Here is an 18,851-nt window from a genome sequence, read left to right as displayed (position 1 = left end):
GCGCGTGATCGCGTTTCGGCGATCGCCGAGGAGGGGAGAAGAACATGGACGAGATCATCGAGCAGATCAAGACGGCTCGTCGCGACGTCACCGCGGCCGAACTGTTCGACCCGTGGTCGGAGGTCGTGATGATCCTGGGCGGCCGGGAATTCAACTGATCCGGCGGGCGTGAGGGCACCATGCCGGTGCACGTGTTCCTCGGCCCCACCCTGCCGGGGCCGGAGGCGCTGAACTGCCTGCCCGGCGCGGTGCTGCATCCGCCGGTGGCGCACGGCGATCTGCTGCGGCACGGCTTCACCCGCGGCGACGTGGTGGTCCTGGTCGACGGCTTCTACCACCAGAGCGCCTCGGTGCGGCACAAGGAGATCCTGGCGCTGCTGCAGTCCGGCGTGCGGGTGGTGGGGTGCGCCAGCATGGGCGCGATCCGCGCGGCGGAACTGCATCGCTACGGAATGCTCGGCCACGGTGTGGTCTTCGGGCAGTACCGGGACGAGCTGCTCGAGGGCGACGACGAGGTCGCGGTCCTGCACGGCGAAGCGCCGGAGTACCGCAAGCTCACCGTGGCGCTGGTCGCCGTGCGGCACGCCGCCGAGGCCGCGCGGCGGGCAGGCGTGCTCTCCGCAGCGGCGGCGCAGTCCGTGGTCGAACTCGCGCGACACCGGCACTACACCGAACGCACCTGGCAGTCGCTGGCGTCCGCGGGCGAGGATCTCGTCCGGCTGCGTGATTTCCTGGCCGAACACCCGGAAGCGGCGGACGTCAAAGCCGCGGACACCCGGAACACGCTGCGCGCACTCGCTCGCGGCGTGCTGCCTGGTGCGGGCGGTGTCGGTGATGGGGCTGCGGATGAGGGCTGTGCGGCGGATGTCGAGGCTGCGGATGCCCGTGGCACGGTGCCGGGTGCGGGTGGGGTGGCGGATGAGGGTTTCGTGGCGGGCGTTGAGGCCGTGGATGCCCGTGGCATGGTGTCCGGTGCGGGCAGTGTCGCCGGGGTGACGGATGAAGGCTGGGTCGCGGGCGCCAAGGCCGCGGACCTCCGCGACACGGTGCCTGGCACGAGCGGTCCCCGCGACGGGACAGCGGACGAGGATTGCCCGGCGGACGCCACCGTCGCAGACACCCGCGACACCCTGCCCGGCAGAGGCGGTCCCGGCGACTGGACGGCGAACGACGACTGGCGCAACCGGTTCATCACCGAATGGCAGGTCGAGTTCTCCGTGTCCCCGGTGGAGGGCACCGACGTGTCGCTCGGCGCCACGATTCGCTATCAGCAGATCCATCTCGAAGACTTCCCGGCGCGCTGGCGCCGCTACGTGCTGGGGCACCTCGCCGGGCCGGGCCCCGAGGACGAGCGCGAGGTCCGCGCGTTGCGGGTGGCCGCGCGGCACGGCTTGAGCCCGGAGTCGCTCACCGCGGAGCAGACCGGGTACTGGCTCACCCCGGCGGAGGCGGCCGAGCTGCCGGGCAAGGAGGCGTTGCTGCGCATCCTGGTGCGGTCGTATCAGCCGCAGTGCCCGACCAGTGACCTCGCCTCGGCCGAGCCCGGCGTCGGGGCCGATCCGGCGGCGCGGCGGGCGGTGGCCGAGGCCGAGGTGGTCAACGCCGAGGTCGCGTCGTGGGCCAGCGGACAGCACGTCGGCCAGCTCAAGCCCGCCGTGCTGACCGAGCACCTTGCTTCGGTCTGGCGGACCGGCGACGAGCCCGCGCTGCTGGCCGCCGCGCGTGACCGTGGCTTTGCCACCGTGGCCGAGGCGGCCGAGGCCGTGCGGCCGTTCTTCCTGCGCAGCCGGTTCCTGACCCGGGACGGTGCGTGATGATGCCGACCGGGGCGAAGGTCTTCTTCGCCGGAACGCACCGGGTCCGCCGCCCGGAAGAGACCTGGGCGGTGATCGAACCACTGCTCGCCCGCTACGGGGTCACCCGCGTCGCCGACGTCACCGGGCTCGACGTGCTGGGCGTCCCGGTGATGATGGCGGTGCGCCCGCTGGCCCGCAGCCTCACCGTCTCCCAGGGCAAAGGACAGACCGCGGCGCTCGCCCGGATCTCCGCGGCGATGGAGTCGATCGAGCTGTGGCACGCGGAGAACGTGCCGAACCCGGTGTGCCACCACGCCACTTCGGCGGCCGAACTTGGGCTGCCCTACCGGATCGCCGGGGTCGTCACCGGGCCTGGCTCGCTGGTCACCGAGACGACCCCGCTCGACTGGGTCGAGGCGTTCGACACGGGCAGCGGCGCCGCCGTGCCGGTGCCGTGGCCGCTGGTGAGCCTGCCCCCGCCGGTGCGGCCGTGGACCCCGCCCGGGTTCCTGTGGAGCAGCAACGGGCTCGCCTCCGGCAACAACCGCTCCGAAGCGGGCCTGCACGCCATCTACGAGATCATCGAACGGGATTCGCTCAGCCGGGTCCCGCTGGGTGCGCCGTGGTTCTACATCGATCCCGGTTCGCTCGCCGACGACGTGTGCGCGCCGCTGATCGACCGCATCCGGGCAGCCGGTGCCACGGTCACGATCACCACCGTCGACGGCCGGTTCGGCGTGCCCTGCTTCGCCGCCCGTGTCTGGAGCCAGGACTTCCCGGTGGCCTGCGGTGGCTGGGGCACCCACCTGGACCCGCATGTGGCGCTGTCTCGCGCGCTGACCGAAGCCGTGCAGAGCAGGTTGACCGGCATCGCGGGCAGCCGCGACGACTTGCCCGCCGTCTATCAGCGGGTCCGCCTGTCCACCGAGAACCTCGTCGAGCCGGACGGTCCGCGCCTGACTTGGGCCGACTACGCGCCTCCCGGCCCGGGCGCCTTCCCCGACGTCGACGCCGAACTCGCCTGGCTGTCGGCCCGCGTCCGCGACATCGCCGGTACCGGCCCGCTCCTGGCCGATCTCAGCACCACGGACGAGTTCTCTGTGGTGAAGGTGACGATTCCGAAGACCTTGTTCGACACGGAGTATCTGCACACCGGAGCCTGAAGCACCGCACTGTCCACAGTAGACTCCCGTGCGGAAGGGCTGTGAAGGGTCCCTTCACAGCCTCAGCGTCCGTGAAGGGACCCTTCACAGCGCCGCCGACGTCGTGAGGTGATCAACCGGGTTCGTGTGGTGGTACGAGGGCGACGACGTCGGGCACCACCGGTGCCGCTTCCGCACGGATGCCGTCGAGCGCTGTGGCCGCCTGCCGGTCCAGGTCGTCCGCGGCGGCGGCGTCGCCCGCGGTGCGGCGGGCGGCGGCGGCCGCACGGCGGGCGCGGACGCCGTCGAGCTGGTAGCCGTACTCCTCGGCGATCGCCTCCGCGTGCCCGGCGTGGTCGATCGCTTCGCGGATCTCGCCCTGGGCCAGCCGGACGGCCGACAATTCGGCGTGCGCCAGGCCGCGGTCGCGGGGGAGTACCTCGTCGAGGCCTTTCTTCGCCAGGTCGGCGGCCTCGATCAGTTCGCCGGAACGGCGGTGTCCGCTCGCCAGGCCACGGTCGATCGCGGCCACCCAGTAGTCCGCGCCGCCGTGGTGGGCGAGCGTGCGGGCCTGGGCGAAGTGCTGCCGGGCCGCACCGACGTCCTGCTCGGCCAGCGCGGTGTCGCCGAGCAGGACGTGGGAGCCGGTGATCAGCCAGGCGACGTCGGCCGCCTGCGCCCAGGCCAGGGCGCGCCTGCCGAGGTCGCGGGCGAGGTCCGGCCGGCCCGCCTCCAGACAGGTCTTGGCGATGTTGCGCGCGATCTCGGTGATCCCAGGGGAGAACTGGAGTTCGGTCCACCCCGCCATCGCCTCGCCGAAGGACAGCAGCGCGGAACGCAGCCGCCCGGCCCACAGATCCCGGAAGCCGAACGCGCCGACACAGCGGATCTCCAGATGCCGCAGCTGTTGCTGCCGGGCCAGCTGCCGCGCCTCGGTGAGGTTTTCCGACGCCTCGGCGACCCGGCCGAGGTGGATCTGCGTCATGCCCAGGTCGAACAACGTGGTGCTGCGCCCCGCGGTGTCCCCGCCGAGCCGCAGCGCCTCCTCCAGATGCGCCATCGATTCGTCGAGCCTGCCCAGCTCGCCGTAGATCGAGCCGAGCCCGGTGTGCGCGCGGGCCTCGCCGACGGGATCACCGGACTCCCGGAACAGCCGGGCTGCCTCACGCATGTGCGCTTCGGCCTGGTCGTAGCCGGCGTGGTGGAACAGCATCCGGCTGAGACCGCGGTGGATGGCGGCCTGCCCGCGCGCGTCCCCGGCCTGTTCGGCGGCCCGCAGCCCGGCGCCGAACGCGGACTGCCAAAGCGAATCCTGCCGTCCACGCTGCAGATAGGGAAGCAGAGCGTAGGCCAGTTCCCAGACCGGCGCGCCGGGCGGCGGCGCGCAGATCAGCGCGACCAGGTTTTCCGCCTCGGCGTCCAGCCAGTTCAGCGCGGCGGCGGGGGAGGGCCACGGCGGGTCCTCCGCGGCCGCGGAATCGAGCAGGTGCGCGTCCGGGTAGAGTAGTTCGCACGCGGTGTGGGTGCGCTGCCGGTACCGGGCGAACAGCCGGGTGAGTGCGGCGTCGCGCTCCGCGGGCGGGTCCAGTTCGCGGGCCCGTTCCGCGGCGAATTCCTTGATCAGGTCGTGGAAATGATGCCGTCCGGGCGCGCCGGTGCCGATCAGGTTGGTCGCGGTGAGCCGGTCGAGCATGCGCTGCGCCTCGGCCGGGGAGGTGCCGGTCATGGCAGCCGCGGCGAGCACCTCGAAATCCGGCCCGGGAATGCCGCTCACCGTACGGAAGAACTGTGACAGCGCGGGTTTCACCGTGCTGTAGGACAGATCGAAGGCCAGCCGCACGGCCGCCTGGTCGTCGCCCTCGATCTCCATCGCGTCGAGCTTCGTGCCGGGACGCAGCCGCTCGACGTACTCGGCGATGGACCGGCCGCCCGAACCGGCGAGGTTGGTCGCGGCGATCCGCAGCCCGAGCGGCAGGTACCCGCACGCGGCGGCGAACGCACCGGTCGCCGCAGGCTCCGCGGCTACCCGGTCGGCGCCGACGATGTTGCCCACCATCGCCCCGGCCTCCTGCGCGGACACCACGCCGACCGGCAGCCGCCGTGCCCCGTCGAGCGCGACCAGGCCCTGCAGGTTGTCCCGGCTGGTGATCAGCACCGCGCAGGACGGGTCGGACGGCAACAGCGGCCGGATGTGCTCGGGGCTGGCCGCGTTGTCGAGGATCATCAGCACCCGCCGCCCGCTCAGCAGCGAACGCAGCACCGAACTCTGCTCGTCGATCTCGTGCGGGATGCGTTCCGGGGCGACCCCGAGCGCACGCAGGAACCGGGCCAGCGCGTCCGTCGCGGCCAGCGGCGGGCTGGTCGAGTAGCCGCGCAGGTTGACGTGCAGCACGCCGTCCGGGAAATCCGCGCGCAAGGCGTGCCCGGCGTGCGTGGCCAGCGCTGTCTTGCCGACCCCCGGCGGACCGGACAGCACCACGACCGGCACCGCCAGCCGGTTGCGGCCGGGCCGGGTGGTCAGCTCGCGGATGGTGGCGAGCAGCCCGTCGCGGCCGACGAAATCGGCCACGTCGGCGGGCAGCTGGAACGGGGCGGTCCACGGTGGCGTGGGGCCGTTCGTCACGGGGTCGTTGCGCAGGACCTCCTGATGCCGTTGGCGCAGTGCCTCGCCCGGGTCGATGCCCAGCTCCTCGCGCAACAGCGTGGTCACCTTGCGGTACACCGCCAGCGCGTCGGCCTGCCGCCCGGAGCGGTGCAGGGCCTGCATCAGCTGGTCCCAGAAGTGCTCGCGGAGCCGGTTCTCCTCGGTCAGCGTGTGCAGCTCGCCGATCAGCCCGGCGTGCCTGCCCAGACCGAGTTCGACATCGATCAGCCGTTCCCAGGCCTGCAGCCGTTCCTCGGACAGCCGGGTGGCCTCCTGGGCCTGGAGCACCTCCGAGGGCACGTCGGCCAGCGGCACGCCCCGCCAGATCTCCAGCGCGGCCCGCAGCTCGCGGGCCTCGGCGGCGGGATCGCCCGCCGACCGCGCCCGCCCCGCGGCGGCGATCCGCAGCCGGAACCGGCCCAGGTCGAGCATCTCCGGCGTGAGTTCGAGCAGGTACCCCGGGGGCTGGGTGCGGATCAGCCCGCCCGCCTCGCCCAGCACGTTACGCAGCCGCATCACGTAGGCCTGCGCCGCGTTCCGGGCGCCGCGCGGCGGCTCGCCGTTCCACAACCGGTCGATCAGCTCCTCGACCGACACCACGTGGTTGGCCCGCAGCAGCAGGGTCGCGAGCGCGATCCGGGTCTTGGCCGAGCCCAGCGGCGCGGCCGTCCCGCCGACGACCGCGGACAGCGGCCCGAGCACCCCGAACTCGGGCGCCTGGACTCCGGTCAAGGCCTCACCTCCCACCTGCTCGGGCCGGAACGCTCAGCGGATCACCCGGCCGCCGAGGATGATCCGTTTCGGATCGGCGAGCACACCGGGATCGGCGACCGGGTCTGCCTCATAGACCACCAAGTCTGCCGGTGCGCCGTCGGCAAGGCCAGGCTCGCCGAGCCAGTGGCGCGCCGTCCAGCACGCGGCGCCCAGCGCGGCCTCGGCAGGCAAGCCGGCTTTGCGCAGCCAGCCGACCTCGGTGGCGATGTTGCCGTAGGGCGCGCAGTCGGTCCCGGCGAGCACTGTGACGCCTGCCTCATAGGCGGCCCCGACGATCGAGGGCATCCCTTCCCAGCCCGCGAGCAGCCAGTCGCGCAGGGCGCTCGGCGCCTTGTCCCGGGTCCGTTCGGCGATGCCCGCGAAGGTGGTGAACGTGGGGACCAGCGCGGTGCCCTGCGCGGCCATCCGGTCCAGCATCTCCGGTTCGAGGTGCATCCCGTGTTCGATGCTGTCCGCCCCGGCGAGCACGGCGTTGCGGCCGCCCTCGGCGTTCTGGCAGTGCACCGCCACCCGGCCACCCGCTTCGTGCACCGCGGCGATCGCCTCGGTGAGCACATCGAGCCCGACGGTGGCCTCGGTGGGTTCCCAATCTCCGATGATCTTGCACCAGCCGCCGGCGCCCGCCTCCTCGACCGCGGCGCGGACCAGCTCGTCGTCGCCGATCTCGCGGCCGTATCCCGGGTAGAAGGAGCCGTTCGGGGCGAGCCAGCGCCCTGCCGAGCGGACCCGGGGCAGCCCCGCTTCGGTCCCGGCCCAGTCCGGGAGCCGCACGGTCGAGCCCGGCACCCGCACCAGCAGCACCCCGGCGTCGCGATGCGCTTCGAGATGGCGGCGCAGCTGCTCCTCGGAGAACGGGTCGTCCGGCCCCGTCGACCCCGGATGGGTGTGCATGTCCACCAGACCCGGCAGGAGCCAGCCGCCGTCCGAGATCAACTCGTCGCAGCCGCCCTCGCGCAACCGGTCGCCGTCCACCGCGAACGTCCGGACCACCCGGTCCGGCAACGTGGTCCCGCGGACCCCGAAAACCACAGTCCGATCCCCTGTTCTCGTGCTGTCCCAGCCCCTCTACGCCTGCGGACCCTACCGGACATATGCCCTGCTCGGGGGTGGTTGACAGGGCGTTCTGCACGCTGTCATCGAGCTGTCATCGAGGCTCGGTAGACCTGTAGTCACCGCTCGCGGAGGACCCGGTTCCCACCGGGAGCGGGCACGGCATGTCTTGGGGGTCGTGCCGTACCCGCGGAAGGTCCGGACGGACGCGTTCACGACGCGCCCGGCCCGCTTCCCCCGGCGAGCGTCTGGCGGGCGGCGGTGAGGTGGACGGCGGTCCTCCTCGCCTCGCCCTCGCCGGTCCCGGCAGGGGTGCGCGAACACCCGCCGGGACCAATCCGGGTTCGGGTGTCGGATCGAGCGCGGCCGTCCTCCGTCCGCGGGGAGCCGGGCTTTGTCTACCTCAGCCCCTCGCGCCGGGCCCCATGCTGTGAAGGGACCCTTCACGGACTCTCAGGCTGTGAAGGGTCCCTTCACAGCCTTGCTCGGCATGGGGTCCCGGGGGCAGCGCCCGGCATGCCGCACGTCCAGGACCGCTGAGGTGGCCCTTGCCGTGTGCCGCGAGCCTGTCTCACGATGAGACAGGGTGACGCGCGCCACGGGTGCACGATGACAGATCGTGGGTCGGCAGGACTCGGCACTGGACGTTGAAGGAGACGTGGTGGCGACTCGGGGTAACGAGACCATGCGTGACCTGCGGGAACGGTTCCTGTCACGGCACTCGCCCGAGGCGCCGGGAGTACGGGACGTGATCACCGCGTCGTGGCGGCGGGCGCTGGAGCACCAGGTCGCCGTGGCGCGGCCGGAGCCGCGCTATGTCTCCGACCGCGATGAGGAAAGCCTGCTCGTGCACAGCGCCGCGCCAGTGCTGGCGAACCTGTCCGAAGAGCTGGCCGGCCATCCGACGGCGATCGTGCTGACCGACGCGAACGGGCTGGTGGTCAACCGCCTGTCCACCGATCGGACGCTCACCGCGGGACTCGATCAGATCTCGCTCGCGCCGGGCTACAGCTACGCCGAGGAATCGGTGGGGACCAACGGGATCGGCACCGCGGTGGAGTGCCAGAAGTCCGTGCTGGTCTCCGGGTTCGAGCACTTCAACGACGAGCTGACCGGCTTCGAGTGCGCCGGTGCGCCGATCGTGCACCCGATCCGCGGGCACCTGGCCGGGGTCCTGGACCTCACGTCGTGGGACGAGGCGTGCGGGCCGCTCCTGCTGACCCTGGCCCGCACCACGGCGAAGCGGATCGAGGAGGCGATGCTCGCCGGCACCGGCGCGCGCGAGCTGAGCCTGTTCCGGGAGTACCTCGCGGCGTGCCGGCGTGGCTCGGGAGCGGTGCTGGCCGTCAACAACGACGTCGTCATGGTCAGCAGCCAGGCCGAGGAACGCTACGACGTCACGGATCGCTCGGCGCTGATCACGCACGCGACGGACCTGGCCGGTTCGGCCAAACCGGCGACCGTGCTGGCCGATCTCCCGTCCGGGATCAGCGCCCGGCTCGAATACCGGCCCGTCTACAGCGGCACCACGCTCGCCGGCGGCGTCTTCCGGGTGAAGAACCAGACCTCGTCCCCGCGGAGCACCACCCGGACCGATCTCCAGCTGCCCGGGCTGGCCGGGGCCAGCCCGCAGTGGCGGCAGGCGTGCGCGGCCGCGGACGCGAGTTTCGGCGGCGGGCACTGGCTCGCCCTCGGCGGGGAGCAGGGCACCGGGAAGACCGCGATGGCCCGGGCCATCGCGCTCCGCCACGGCAGGCGGCCGCTGATCGTGGACTGCGCCGCCGTCGACGATCAGGACGCCTGGATTCTCGCGCTCGCCGACGAAGCGGCCTGCAGCGATCCGCCCGTCGTGGTGCTGCAGCACGTGGACGCGCTCGCCCACGGCCGCCTGCCCGCGCTCACCGAACTGCTCGCCACCTGGCAGGACGTCCCGCCGCGGCAGGCGCCCGCCTGGGTCGTGGCCACCCTCGGCTGCGAGCCGATCGAGCACGGCACGGTCCTGGCCTTCTTCACCCGCAAGGTCGAAGTTCCACCGCTGCGCCACCGGATCGAGGACCTGCACCGGCTCGTGCCGCATCTGCTGGCCCGCCGGGGCAGCCGCCCGCCCGCCGTCTCCGATTCCTGCCTGCGCCGGCTGATGCGCCTGCCGTGGCCCGGAAACGTCCGGCAGCTTGACGCCGTGCTCGCCATCGCCGCGCACGGGGTGCACGGCGGCACGCTCGAACCCGCGGATCTGCCCGCCGAATGCCAGGCCTTCACCCGCCGCAGGCTGACCAAGCTCGAAACCCTCGAACGCGACGCGATCGTGCGCAGCCTGGCCGCCAATCGGGGGAGCAAGAAATGCGCCGCGCTCGATCTGGGCATGTCGCGTGCCACGATCTATCGCAAGATCCGTGCTTTCGGCATCGTCGACGACGCGTCGTGATCCGCAGCCTGGTCTCACATTGAGATAAAAGCCGCCGGGCAGGAGCCCGACACTCGATCGGTCAGACGGACAGCGGGCACACACCGCGGGGTTCCAGGAGGCCGACGTTGAGCAGGCAGAGTCTCACCCAAGCACACCGCAAGATCACCGAACTTTCGTGGGAGCCGACGTTCGCGACACCGGCGACGCGCTTCGGCACGGATTACACCTTCGAGAAGGCACCGAAGAAGGATCCGCTCAAGCAGATCATGCGGTCCTACTTCCCGATGGAAGAGGAAAAGGACAGCCGGGTCTTCGGCGCGATGGACGGCGCGATCCGCGGGAACATGTTCCGGCAGGTGCAGCAGCGCTGGCTGGAATGGCAGAAACTGTTCCTCTCGATCATCCCGTTCCCGGAGATCTCCGCGGCCCGGGCGATGCCGATGGCGATCGACGCGGTACCGAATCCGGAGATCCACAATGGACTCGCGGTGCAGATGATCGACGAGGTCCGGCACTCGACGATCCAGATGAACCTCAAGAAGCTGTACATGAACAACTACATCGACCCGGCCGGGTTCGACATCACCGAGAAGGCGTTCGCGAACAACTACGCGGGCACCATCGGCCGTCAGTTCGGCGAGGGGTTCATCACCGGTGACGCGATCACCGCGGCGAACATCTACCTGACCGTGGTCGCCGAGACCGCGTTCACCAACACGTTGTTCGTCGCGATGCCGGACGAGGCCGCGGCCAACGGCGACTATCTGCTGCCGACCGTGTTCCACTCGGTGCAGTCCGACGAATCGCGGCACATCAGCAACGGCTACTCGATCCTGTTGATGGCGCTGGCCGACGAGCGGAACCGCCCGTTGCTGGAGCGCGACCTGCGCTACGCCTGGTGGAACAACCACTGCGTGGTCGACGCCGCGATCGGCACCTTCATCGAATACGGCACCAAGGACCGCCGCAAGGACCGCGAGTCCTACGCCGAGATGTGGCGCCGCTGGATCTACGACGACTACTACCGCAGTTATCTGCTGCCGTTGGAAAAGTACGGCCTGGTCATTCCGCACGACCTGGTCGAGGAGGCGTGGAACCGGATCACGAACAAGTTCTACGTGCACCGCGTCGCCCAGTTCTTCGCCACCGGCTGGCCGGTGAACTACTGGCGGATCGACGGCATGACCGACGCCGACTTCGAGTGGTTCGAGGACAAGTACCCCGGCTGGTACGCGCAGTTCGGCAAATGGTGGGAAGCCTACAACCGGATGCGCTACCCGGGCCGGAACAAGCCGATCGCGTTCGAGGACGTCGGCTATGAGTACCCGCACCGCTGCTGGACCTGCATGGTGCCCTGCCTGGTGCGCCAGGACCTGGTGGTGGACAAGGTCGACGACCAGTGGCGCACTTACTGCTCGGAGACCTGCGCGTGGACCGACAAGGTCGCCTTCCGGCCGGAATACCAGGGCCGGGAGACGCCGAACATGGGCCGGCTGACCGGGCAGCGGGAATGGGAGACCCTGCACCACGACCGCGATCTCGCCGACATCGTCGCGGACCTCGGCTACGTCCGCGACGACGGCCGGACCCTGATCCCGCAGCCGCACCTGGATCTCGACGACCCGAAAAAGCTCTGGACCCTCGACGATCTCAAGGGAATCCCGTTCACCAGCCCGAACGTGGCACTCAACAAGATGACCGACGCCGAACGCGAACAGTGGGCCGCGGCCTACCGCGCGAACCCGAACATCCCCGTCGCCTGAGGCCGGGTCCCGCGACCGCGCCGGCCGCGGGACCCCGTTCGAGAAATCGGGAGAAACCCATGGGCGACAAGCACTGCATCCGTTTCGAGCCGGTCGGGATCGAGCTGGAGGTCACCGAGGACGAGAAGATCCTGGACGCCGCCTTCGGCCAGGGCATCCACCTCATGCACGGCTGCCGCGAGGGCCAGTGCTCGGCCTGCAAGTCCTATGTGCTCGAAGGCGACCTCCAGATGGAGCGCTATTCGACGTTCGCGTGCAACGACGCGGAGGTCGAGGAGGGCTACGTGCTGCTGTGCCGGGCGCACGCGTTCAGCGACTGCACGATCGAGCTGCTCAACTTCGACGAGGACGAGTTGCTCAACTCCGCGCCGCTGCAGGAGATCACCACCGAGGTCGTCGAGATCGTGGCGCACACCCACGACATCGCCGGCCTCACGCTCCGGCCTTCGGTGCCGCTGGAGTTCAAGGCCGGGCAGTACGCCGAGCTGACCATTCCCGGCACCGAGCAGTGCCGCTCCTTCTCGATGGCGAGCACTCCGTCCACGACCGGTCATATCGAGTTCCTGATCAAGAAGTACCCGGGCGGGCGGTTCTCGGCGCTGCTGGAGGACGGCCTCGTGGCAGGGGATTCCCTGCAGCTGCGCGGTCCGTACGGCAATTTCACGCTCAAGAAGGGGCATGTGCTGCCGCTGGTGCTGATGGCGGGCGGCGCGGGCATGGCGCCTGTGCTCGCCCTGCTCCGGCATCTCGCCGAAACCGGTGACTCCCGGCGGATCCGCTTCTACTACGGCGCGCGCACGGTGGCGGATCTGTTCTATCTGGACGAGATCCGCGCGCTCGGGGAAGGACTGGCGGACTTCAGGTTCGCCGTCGCGCTGTCGGAATCGGCGGACGGCAGCGGCGACCTCGGGGTGGTGGCCGAACCGGGACTGGTCACCGACGTCGTCGAGGCCCGCGAACCCGAGCTGCATGGCAGCGAGGTGTATCTGTGCGGGCCGCCGCCGATGGTGGACGCCGCGCTCGCTCTCGCGGCACGGCAAGGCGTTCCGGACGACCAGGTGTTCTACGACAAGTTCACGACCGCAGTCGGCGACTGAGCGGGTAAAGGAGACAGACGTGGCGAACAGTCCAACCGGGACACGCAGCTTCCCGAAGGTGGAGTTCACCGACTCCGAGGCCGGGGCGCTGGAGTTCCCCAGCTCGAAAAGCCGCAGCTACAGCTACTTCAAACCGGCCAAGCTCCGCGCGACGGTGTACGAGGACGTGACCGTCGACGTGCAGCCCGATCCCGATCGGCACCTGACCCAGGGCTGGGTCTACGGCTTCGGCGACGGCCCGGGCGGCTACCCGCACGAGTGGACGCGGGCGAAATCCTCGAATTGGCACGCGTTTCTCGATCCCAACGAGGAATGGGAACAGACGCTCTACCGCAACAATTCCGCGGTGGTGCGCCAGGTCTCGCTGTGCCTGGACAACGCCAAGCGCGCCGGCGCGTATCAGGGCTGGAATCCGGCGTGGCAGAAGTTCATCGCGCGCAACCTCGGCGCGTGGATGCACGCCGAGAACGGCATGGCACTGCACGTGTTCACCTCGATCCAGCGGTCCGGCCCGACGAACATGGTCAACAACGCGGTGGCCGTGAACGCCGCGCACAAGATGCGGTTCGCGCAGGATCTCGCGCTGTACAACCTGGACCTCTCGGATTCGCTGGATATCTTCGACGGCGACGTGCACAAGGAGGTCTGGCAGTCGGCCGGGGAATGGCAGCCGACGCGGAAGGTCGTCGAGCAGCTGACCGCGACCGGCGACTGGGCGGAGCTGCTCTTCGGCGCCAATGTGGTGTTCGAGCAGCTGGTCGGGCAGCTTTTCCGGTCCGAGTTGATCATGCAGATCTCGGCGCGCAACGGCGATTACATCACCCCGACCATCGTCGGCACCGGCGAGCACGACTACCACCGCGATCTCGCCTACACCCGGTCGCTGTTCCACCTGCTCGCCCGCGACGCCGACCACGGCGAGGCCAACCGTGCGTTGTTCGGCGAATGGCTGGCGACCTGGGTGCCGCGCTGCCTGGACGCCGCACGGGCGCTGCAGCCGATCTGGTCGCAGCCCGCGGAACAGGCGCGCACGTTCGCCGACTCGCTCGCCGCGAGCAAGGAGAAGTTCGCCCAGTTGCTCGACGAGATCGGGCTCGGCCTTCCGGAAGGGTGGGAGAAGTGAGTGCTGCCATGGAGTTCGGTTCGCAGGTGGGGTCGTCGAACAAGTGCGGGGTCACCCTGATGAACACCCCCATCGGCCGGGTGGTGGCCGACGTGATGGGTGCGAAGGACGGGGTCGGGCTCGTCGAGTACCCGTCGATGATCCGGGTGGACGGCACGCGGCTGCTCGAATTCGACTACGCCGAGCTGACCGACGCGCTCGGCCAGGATTTCGACGGCTCGATCTTCGAGGAGATCAGCTCCACCCACTACGGCCGCATGGTGCACCTCGACGAGCGCACCCTGCTGTTCGCCAACCCGGAGGACGCCGCCGAGTACATCGGCTTCGACCTGCCTGCCCAGAGCTGATTCCCGCGGTGGCGGGCCGGGCGCCCGCCACCGCGTACCCCCACCACGACCGAAGGGCGAGGATCTCCGATGTACGAAAAGGATGGCGAGCAGTACTACGTCGTCGACGGGCATGTCCACATCTGGGACGCGCGGGAGTCGAACCACAAGAACGTGCACGGCAAGCAGTTCATCGACTGCTTCTACGACTACCACCGCAACCTCAGCCCGGACGAGGTGATCTGGGACTACGACACCTATACCTACTACGGCCCCGAACGGTTCATGAAGGACGTGTTCGGTGACGGCCACGTCGACCACGCGATCTTCCAGGCCACTCTGCTGCGGGACTTCTACCACCGCTGCTTCGGGCAGACCGGCGAGTGTCTCGACCTGGTGCGCCAGCATCCCGGCAAGCTCACCTACAACCACGCCTACGATCCGCGCGATCGCGAGGAGGGGCTGGAACAGCTTCGCCGCGATGCCGAGCAGATGGGGCTCAAGGGCGTGAAGCTCTACACCGCGGAATGGCACGGCGACTCCCGCGGCTACCGGCTCGACGACCCGTGGTCGCGGCGCTATCTCGAAGCGTGTCTTGAGCTGGGCATCAAGAACATCCACGTGCACAAAGGACCGACCATCCGGCCGCTGGACCGCGACGCGTTCGACGTGGCCGACATCGACCACGTCGCCACCGACTATCTCGACCTGAACTTCATCGTCGAGCACGTCGGGCTGCCGCGCCTGGAGGACTTCTGCTGGATCGCCACCCAGGAGTCCAATGTGTACGGTGGGCTGGCCGTCGCGATGCCGTTCATCCACGCCCGTCCGCGGTACTTCGCCCAGATCATCGGGGAGCTGCTGTATTGGCTGGGGGAGGACAAGATCCTCTTCGGCAGCGACTATGCACTGTGGACGCCGCAATGGCTGGTGGAGCGGTTCGTCGATTTCCGGATCCCCGCGGACCTGCCGGAGTATCCGGAGATCACGGTGGCGCAGAAGAAGAAAATCCTCGGTCTGAACGCCGCCGCGCTCTACGACCTCGAAGTGCCCCGGACGCTGCAGCTGCCCGCCGAAGCAGACGCGGGGGCCCGATGACCGCCGCCGCCCTGTCGTGGGAAGCCCAGGTCTTCTCGGCCTTGGCGACCGTGTTCGATCCCGAGCTGGACCAGCCGGTGACCGAACTCGGCTTCGTACGTTCGGTGACGATCGACGACGAGGGCGTGGAGGTTCACCTGCGCCTGCCGACTTCGTTCTGCGCGCCGAACTTCGCGTACCTCATGGTCTCCGACGCGTACGAGGTGCTGGCGGAGTTGCCGGACGTGGGCCGGATCCAGGTGCTGCTGGACGACCACCACGACTCGGCGAAGATCAACGGCGGCGTCGCGGCCGGTGCCGGATACCTCGGCACGTTCGGCGTCGAAGCCGAACAGAATCTTGACGAACTCCGCCGGACGTTCCAGCGGAAAGCACATCTCGCCGCGGTGGAACGGTGTTGCCGCGCAATGCTGGCAGGCGGCGTGTGGACGCTGGAAGAACTGCCGATGCTGGAGCTGTTCGACCTGCCGGAGGGGCGGTTGAAGAGCGCATTGCTGCGGCGCCGGGAGGCGATCGGGCTGCCCACCGGCTCGCACGCGCGGGTCCTGGTGGACCACATCGGCCGTCCCGCCGGGACGCCGGACACCGCGCTGTGGCTGCGGCTGGCCGCCGCGACGCGCATTTCCATCGAGGGCAACGCGCATTTCTGCCGCGGGCTGCTCGCCACCCGGTACGCGGATCCCGCAGGGGCCGCGCCGGTCGTCGTCAACACCAGGAGCCGATCGTGAAAGCCGTCCAGGTCACCGGGTACCACCGGAATCTCGAACTGCGCGACGTCGACGAACCGAAGCTGCAGGGGCCGTTCGACGTGGTGGTCAAAGTCGGCGCGGCCGGGGTGTGCCGTACCGACTTGCACATCCTCGAAGGGCAGTGGGCGGAGAAGTCCGGCGTCGTCCTGCCTTATACGATCGGCCACGAGAACGCGGGGTGGGTGCACGCCGTCGGCGACGCGGTCACCAACGTCTCGGTGGGGGACAAGGTGATCCTCCACCCGCTGATCACCTGCGGGCTGTGCCGGGCGTGCCGTCGCGGCGACGACGTGCACTGCGAGAGTTCGGATTTCCCGGGGATCGACACGCACGGTGGGTACGCGGAATACCTCCGCACCTCGGCGCGGTCGTGCGTGAAACTGGCCGACAGCCTCGAACCCGCCGACGTGGCCGCGCTCGCCGACGCCGGGCTCACCGCCCAGCACGCGGCGGCGAAGGCGGCGAGACTGCTGCGGCCCGGGGATGTCTGCGTGATCATCGGCGCGGGCGGGCTCGGGCACATCGGCATCCAATGCCTGAAGGCGATGAGCGCGGCGACGCTTGTCGTGCTCGACCGGAACCCGGCGGCGCTGACCCTGGCCGAAGAGATCGGTGCCGACGTCACGATCGTCGCCGATGGGTCCCATGTGGACGCTGTGCTGGATCTGACCGGCGGGCACGGCGCGGAAGCGGTGGTGGACTTCGTCGGCGAGGGCGGCGCGACCGCCGAGGGCGTGCGGATGCTGCGCCGCGCGGGCAATTACTACGTCGTCGGCTACGGCGAGAACATCGACATCCCGACGATCGACGTCATCTCCACCGAGATCAACTTCGTCGGCAACCTCGTCGGCTCGTACACCGATCTGCAGGACTTGATGGTGCTCGCCGCGCAGGGCCGGGTGCGACTGCGCACCGCGCGCTACCCGCTGGGCTCGTTCCAGCGGGCGCTCGACGATCTCCACGCCGGCCGGGTCCGCGGCCGCGCGATCCTGATTCCCTGAAACCGCAACGAAAGGACCGGGAACACCATGGCGAAACAGCTGCAGTTCGGTGTCGACGCGCGGCGCCGTCTCGAACTCGGGGTCGACACCCTGGCCGATGCGGTAAAGGTGACCTTGGGCCCGAAGGGGCGCAACGCGGTACTGGAGAAGCTGACCGGCCCGCCGACGATCACCAACGACGGGGTGACCATCGCCCGGGAGATCCAGCTCGCGGAGCCGTTCGCGAACATGGGCGCCCAGCTGGTCAAGGAAGTCGCGATGAAGACCAACGGCGCGGCCGGCGACGGAACCACCACCGCCACTGTGCTCGCGCAGGCGATGGTGCGGGAGGGCCTGGCCGCGCTCGGCGAGGGCGCGAACCCGATGCGCGTGCGCCGGGGGATCGAGGAGACCGTCGAAGCGGTCGTGGAGCACCTGCGCAAGTCCGCCGTCGAGGTGTCCGGAGAGACCGAGCTGGAGCGCATCGCGACGCTGGCGGCCGGGGACGACGAGCGGATCGGCCGGGTGATCGCGCAGGCGCTTTCCGCGGTGGGCCGGGCTGGGGTTGTGGAGATCGAGGAGTCCGACCGGCCGGGGCTGGAGGTCGGGCTGGCCGACGGGATCGAGTTCGACCACGGCTACACCTCGCCGTACATGGTCACCGACTCCGACCGGATGGAGGTGTCCTTCGCCGATCCGGTGCTGCTGCTGACCAACAAGAAGATCAGCCTGGTGCAGGACCTGATGCCGACCGTGGAGGCGGCCCGGCGGGCGGACCGGCCGCTGGTCGTGCTCGCGGAGAACGTCGACGGCCCGGCGTTGCAGCTGATCGTCAGCGGCAACGTGCACGGCACCTTCCACGCCGCGGTGGTCCGTGCGCCCGGCTTCGGGCACCGGCGGATCGCCGAGCTGGAGGACCTCGCCGCGGCGCTGGGCGGCCGGGTGGTCAGCGAGGACTCCGGCGTGACTCTCGCCGAGGTCACCGAACGGGATCTGGGCCGCTGCCGGGCCATCACCATCACCGAGGACTCGACGACCATCCTCGGCGGGTGCGGGGACGAAAGCGCCGTTCGTGCGCGGATCGGCCAGCTGGAGAAGCAGCTGGAGCGCGCCCGGATCGAACACGATCAGGACAACCTGCGGCTGCGGATCGCCCGGCTGACCGGCCGGGTCGCCGTGGTGCGGGTGGGCGCGGCGACGAGCGTGGAGCTCAAGGAACGACTGCTGCGCGTCGAAGACTCACTGGCCGCAGCGCGAGCGGCATTGGAGGAGGGCGTGGTCGCCGGCGGCGGCTCGGCACTGGCACAAGCGGCCCGGCAGGTCGAACTCGACCTGTCCGGCGACGCGGCCCTCGGGCGGGACATCGTGCGGCGGGCGCTGGGCGAGCCCCTGCACTGGATCGCGGCCAACGCAGGCTTCCCCGGGGACGAGGTCAAAGACCACGTGGCCGGTCTCGGCGACGGCCAGGGCTTCGACGCACTGACCGGCGAGTACCGCGATCTGTTCGCCGCGGGCGTGATCGATCCGCTGAAGGTGACCCGCTCGGCCTTGGAAAGCGCGGCTTCGATCGCGGCACTGCTGATCACCACGGAGACCGCGATCGTGGAGGAGATCGTGGTCAACCCCGGTTCGATCCACGCACCGGGATTCGGTGACCTCGCCGAGGGCATGGTCCGTCCGTCCAACATCTACTGACCCGTTACGCCTGTTCGGCAGGAGAGGCTGTGAAGGGACCCTTCACAGCCTCAGCGTCCAGGGTGTCGGCAAAGTTGGTCGGGGGCCCGGCAGTGGGCGATGCGGAGGTGTGTGTGCGACCACCTCGTGGCGTGCGCCGGACCGTTTTCGGGTCTGTGAAGGGACCCTTCACAGACTCAGAGTCCGTGAAGGGTCCCTTCACAGACC

The 18,851-nt window shown here is 70.0% G+C and carries 13 protein-coding genes; 11 read left to right on the top strand and 2 right to left on the bottom strand.

Annotated elements, in window-relative coordinates:
• Nucleotides 1-179: 179 nt before the first annotated feature.
• Nucleotides 180-1,814, top strand: a complete 1,635-nt coding sequence (locus tag D5S19_RS22805) for a TfuA-like protein (protein ID WP_120025446.1) — start codon at nucleotides 180-182, stop codon at nucleotides 1,812-1,814.
• A complete protein-coding gene (locus tag D5S19_RS22800) occupies nucleotides 1,814-2,959 on the top strand; it encodes a YcaO-like family protein (protein ID WP_120025445.1) in 1,146 nt (381 codons plus the stop codon). Before D5S19_RS22805 ends, D5S19_RS22800 begins: the two co-directional genes overlap by 1 nt.
• A 112-nt stretch (nucleotides 2,960-3,071) precedes the next feature.
• Here the strand turns inward: D5S19_RS22800 and D5S19_RS22795 are convergent, their stop codons facing one another.
• Both D5S19_RS22795 and D5S19_RS22790 read right to left on the bottom strand, forming a co-directional pair.
• Complete coding sequence (locus D5S19_RS22795; RefSeq protein WP_158605612.1) at nucleotides 3,072-6,314, bottom strand: AfsR/SARP family transcriptional regulator; 3,243 nt, start codon at nucleotides 6,312-6,314, stop codon at nucleotides 3,072-3,074.
• 33 nt (nucleotides 6,315-6,347) lie between these two features.
• The gene (locus tag D5S19_RS22790; RefSeq protein WP_120025443.1) at nucleotides 6,348-7,385 is read right to left on the bottom strand and encodes an amidohydrolase family protein; all 1,038 of its coding nucleotides are present in this window, start codon (nucleotides 7,383-7,385) and stop codon (nucleotides 6,348-6,350) included.
• A 682-nt stretch (nucleotides 7,386-8,067) separates the two neighbouring features.
• Here D5S19_RS22790 and D5S19_RS22785 point away from each other — a divergent pair.
• From D5S19_RS22785 to groL, 9 genes are all read left to right on the top strand, one after another.
• Nucleotides 8,068-9,831 (top strand): sigma-54-dependent Fis family transcriptional regulator, encoded by a 1,764-nt coding sequence (locus D5S19_RS22785; protein WP_120025460.1) that lies wholly within the window; start codon nucleotides 8,068-8,070, stop codon nucleotides 9,829-9,831.
• A 107-nt stretch (nucleotides 9,832-9,938) separates the two neighbouring features.
• The gene (locus D5S19_RS22780; RefSeq protein ID WP_120025442.1) at nucleotides 9,939-11,576 is read left to right on the top strand and encodes a ferritin family protein; all 1,638 of its coding nucleotides are present in this window, start codon (nucleotides 9,939-9,941) and stop codon (nucleotides 11,574-11,576) included.
• 59 nt (nucleotides 11,577-11,635) lie between these two features.
• Nucleotides 11,636-12,673 carry an FAD-binding oxidoreductase gene (locus tag D5S19_RS22775; protein WP_120025441.1) on the top strand — a complete coding sequence of 346 codons (1,038 nt, stop codon included), beginning with the start codon at nucleotides 11,636-11,638 and terminating at the stop codon, nucleotides 12,671-12,673.
• Between the two features lie 19 nt (nucleotides 12,674-12,692).
• Nucleotides 12,693-13,796 carry a ferritin family protein gene (locus tag D5S19_RS22770; protein WP_120025440.1) on the top strand — a complete coding sequence of 368 codons (1,104 nt, stop codon included), beginning with the start codon at nucleotides 12,693-12,695 and terminating at the stop codon, nucleotides 13,794-13,796.
• Entirely contained in the window at nucleotides 13,793-14,143 is a 351-nt protein-coding gene (gene mimD, locus D5S19_RS22765; protein ID WP_233574094.1) for a propane 2-monooxygenase effector subunit MimD, read from the top strand. The genes D5S19_RS22770 and mimD overlap by 4 nt, the downstream gene beginning before the upstream one ends.
• 69 nt (nucleotides 14,144-14,212) lie before the next feature.
• Nucleotides 14,213-15,220, top strand: coding sequence for an amidohydrolase family protein (locus tag D5S19_RS22760; RefSeq protein ID WP_120025438.1), 1,008 nt, complete (start codon nucleotides 14,213-14,215; stop codon nucleotides 15,218-15,220).
• A complete protein-coding gene (locus tag D5S19_RS22755; RefSeq protein WP_120025437.1) occupies nucleotides 15,217-15,948 on the top strand; it encodes an iron-sulfur cluster assembly protein in 732 nt (243 codons plus the stop codon). The genes D5S19_RS22760 and D5S19_RS22755 overlap by 4 nt, the downstream gene beginning before the upstream one ends.
• A complete protein-coding gene (locus tag D5S19_RS22750; protein ID WP_120025436.1) occupies nucleotides 15,945-16,970 on the top strand; it encodes an NAD(P)-dependent alcohol dehydrogenase in 1,026 nt (341 codons plus the stop codon). The genes D5S19_RS22755 and D5S19_RS22750 overlap by 4 nt, the downstream gene beginning before the upstream one ends.
• A 27-nt stretch (nucleotides 16,971-16,997) precedes the next feature.
• Entirely contained in the window at nucleotides 16,998-18,644 is a 1,647-nt protein-coding gene (gene groL / locus D5S19_RS22745) for a chaperonin GroEL (RefSeq protein ID WP_120025435.1), read from the top strand.
• The last annotated feature ends 207 nt before the right edge of the window (nucleotides 18,645-18,851 follow it).

It is taken from the genome of Amycolatopsis panacis, from assembly GCF_003600245.1.
Lineage (GTDB): Bacteria > Actinomycetota > Actinomycetes > Mycobacteriales > Pseudonocardiaceae > Amycolatopsis > Amycolatopsis sulphurea.
The sequence above is the reverse complement of the archived record's forward strand: the minus strand, read 5'-3'. Positions and strand labels throughout refer to the sequence as shown.

Coding starts and splice junctions, on each gene's coding strand:
- D5S19_RS22805 (WP_120025446.1), top strand. CDS start 180: ATGCCGGTGCACGTGTTCCTCGGCCCCACCCTGCCGGGGCCGGAGGCG.
- D5S19_RS22800 (WP_120025445.1), top strand. CDS start 1,814: ATGATGCCGACCGGGGCGAAGGTCTTCTTCGCCGGAACGCACCGGGTC.
- D5S19_RS22775 (WP_120025441.1), top strand. CDS start 11,636: ATGGGCGACAAGCACTGCATCCGTTTCGAGCCGGTCGGGATCGAGCTG.
- D5S19_RS22760 (WP_120025438.1), top strand. CDS start 14,213: ATGTACGAAAAGGATGGCGAGCAGTACTACGTCGTCGACGGGCATGTC.
- D5S19_RS22755 (WP_120025437.1), top strand. CDS start 15,217: ATGACCGCCGCCGCCCTGTCGTGGGAAGCCCAGGTCTTCTCGGCCTTG.
- groL (WP_120025435.1), top strand. CDS start 16,998: ATGGCGAAACAGCTGCAGTTCGGTGTCGACGCGCGGCGCCGTCTCGAA.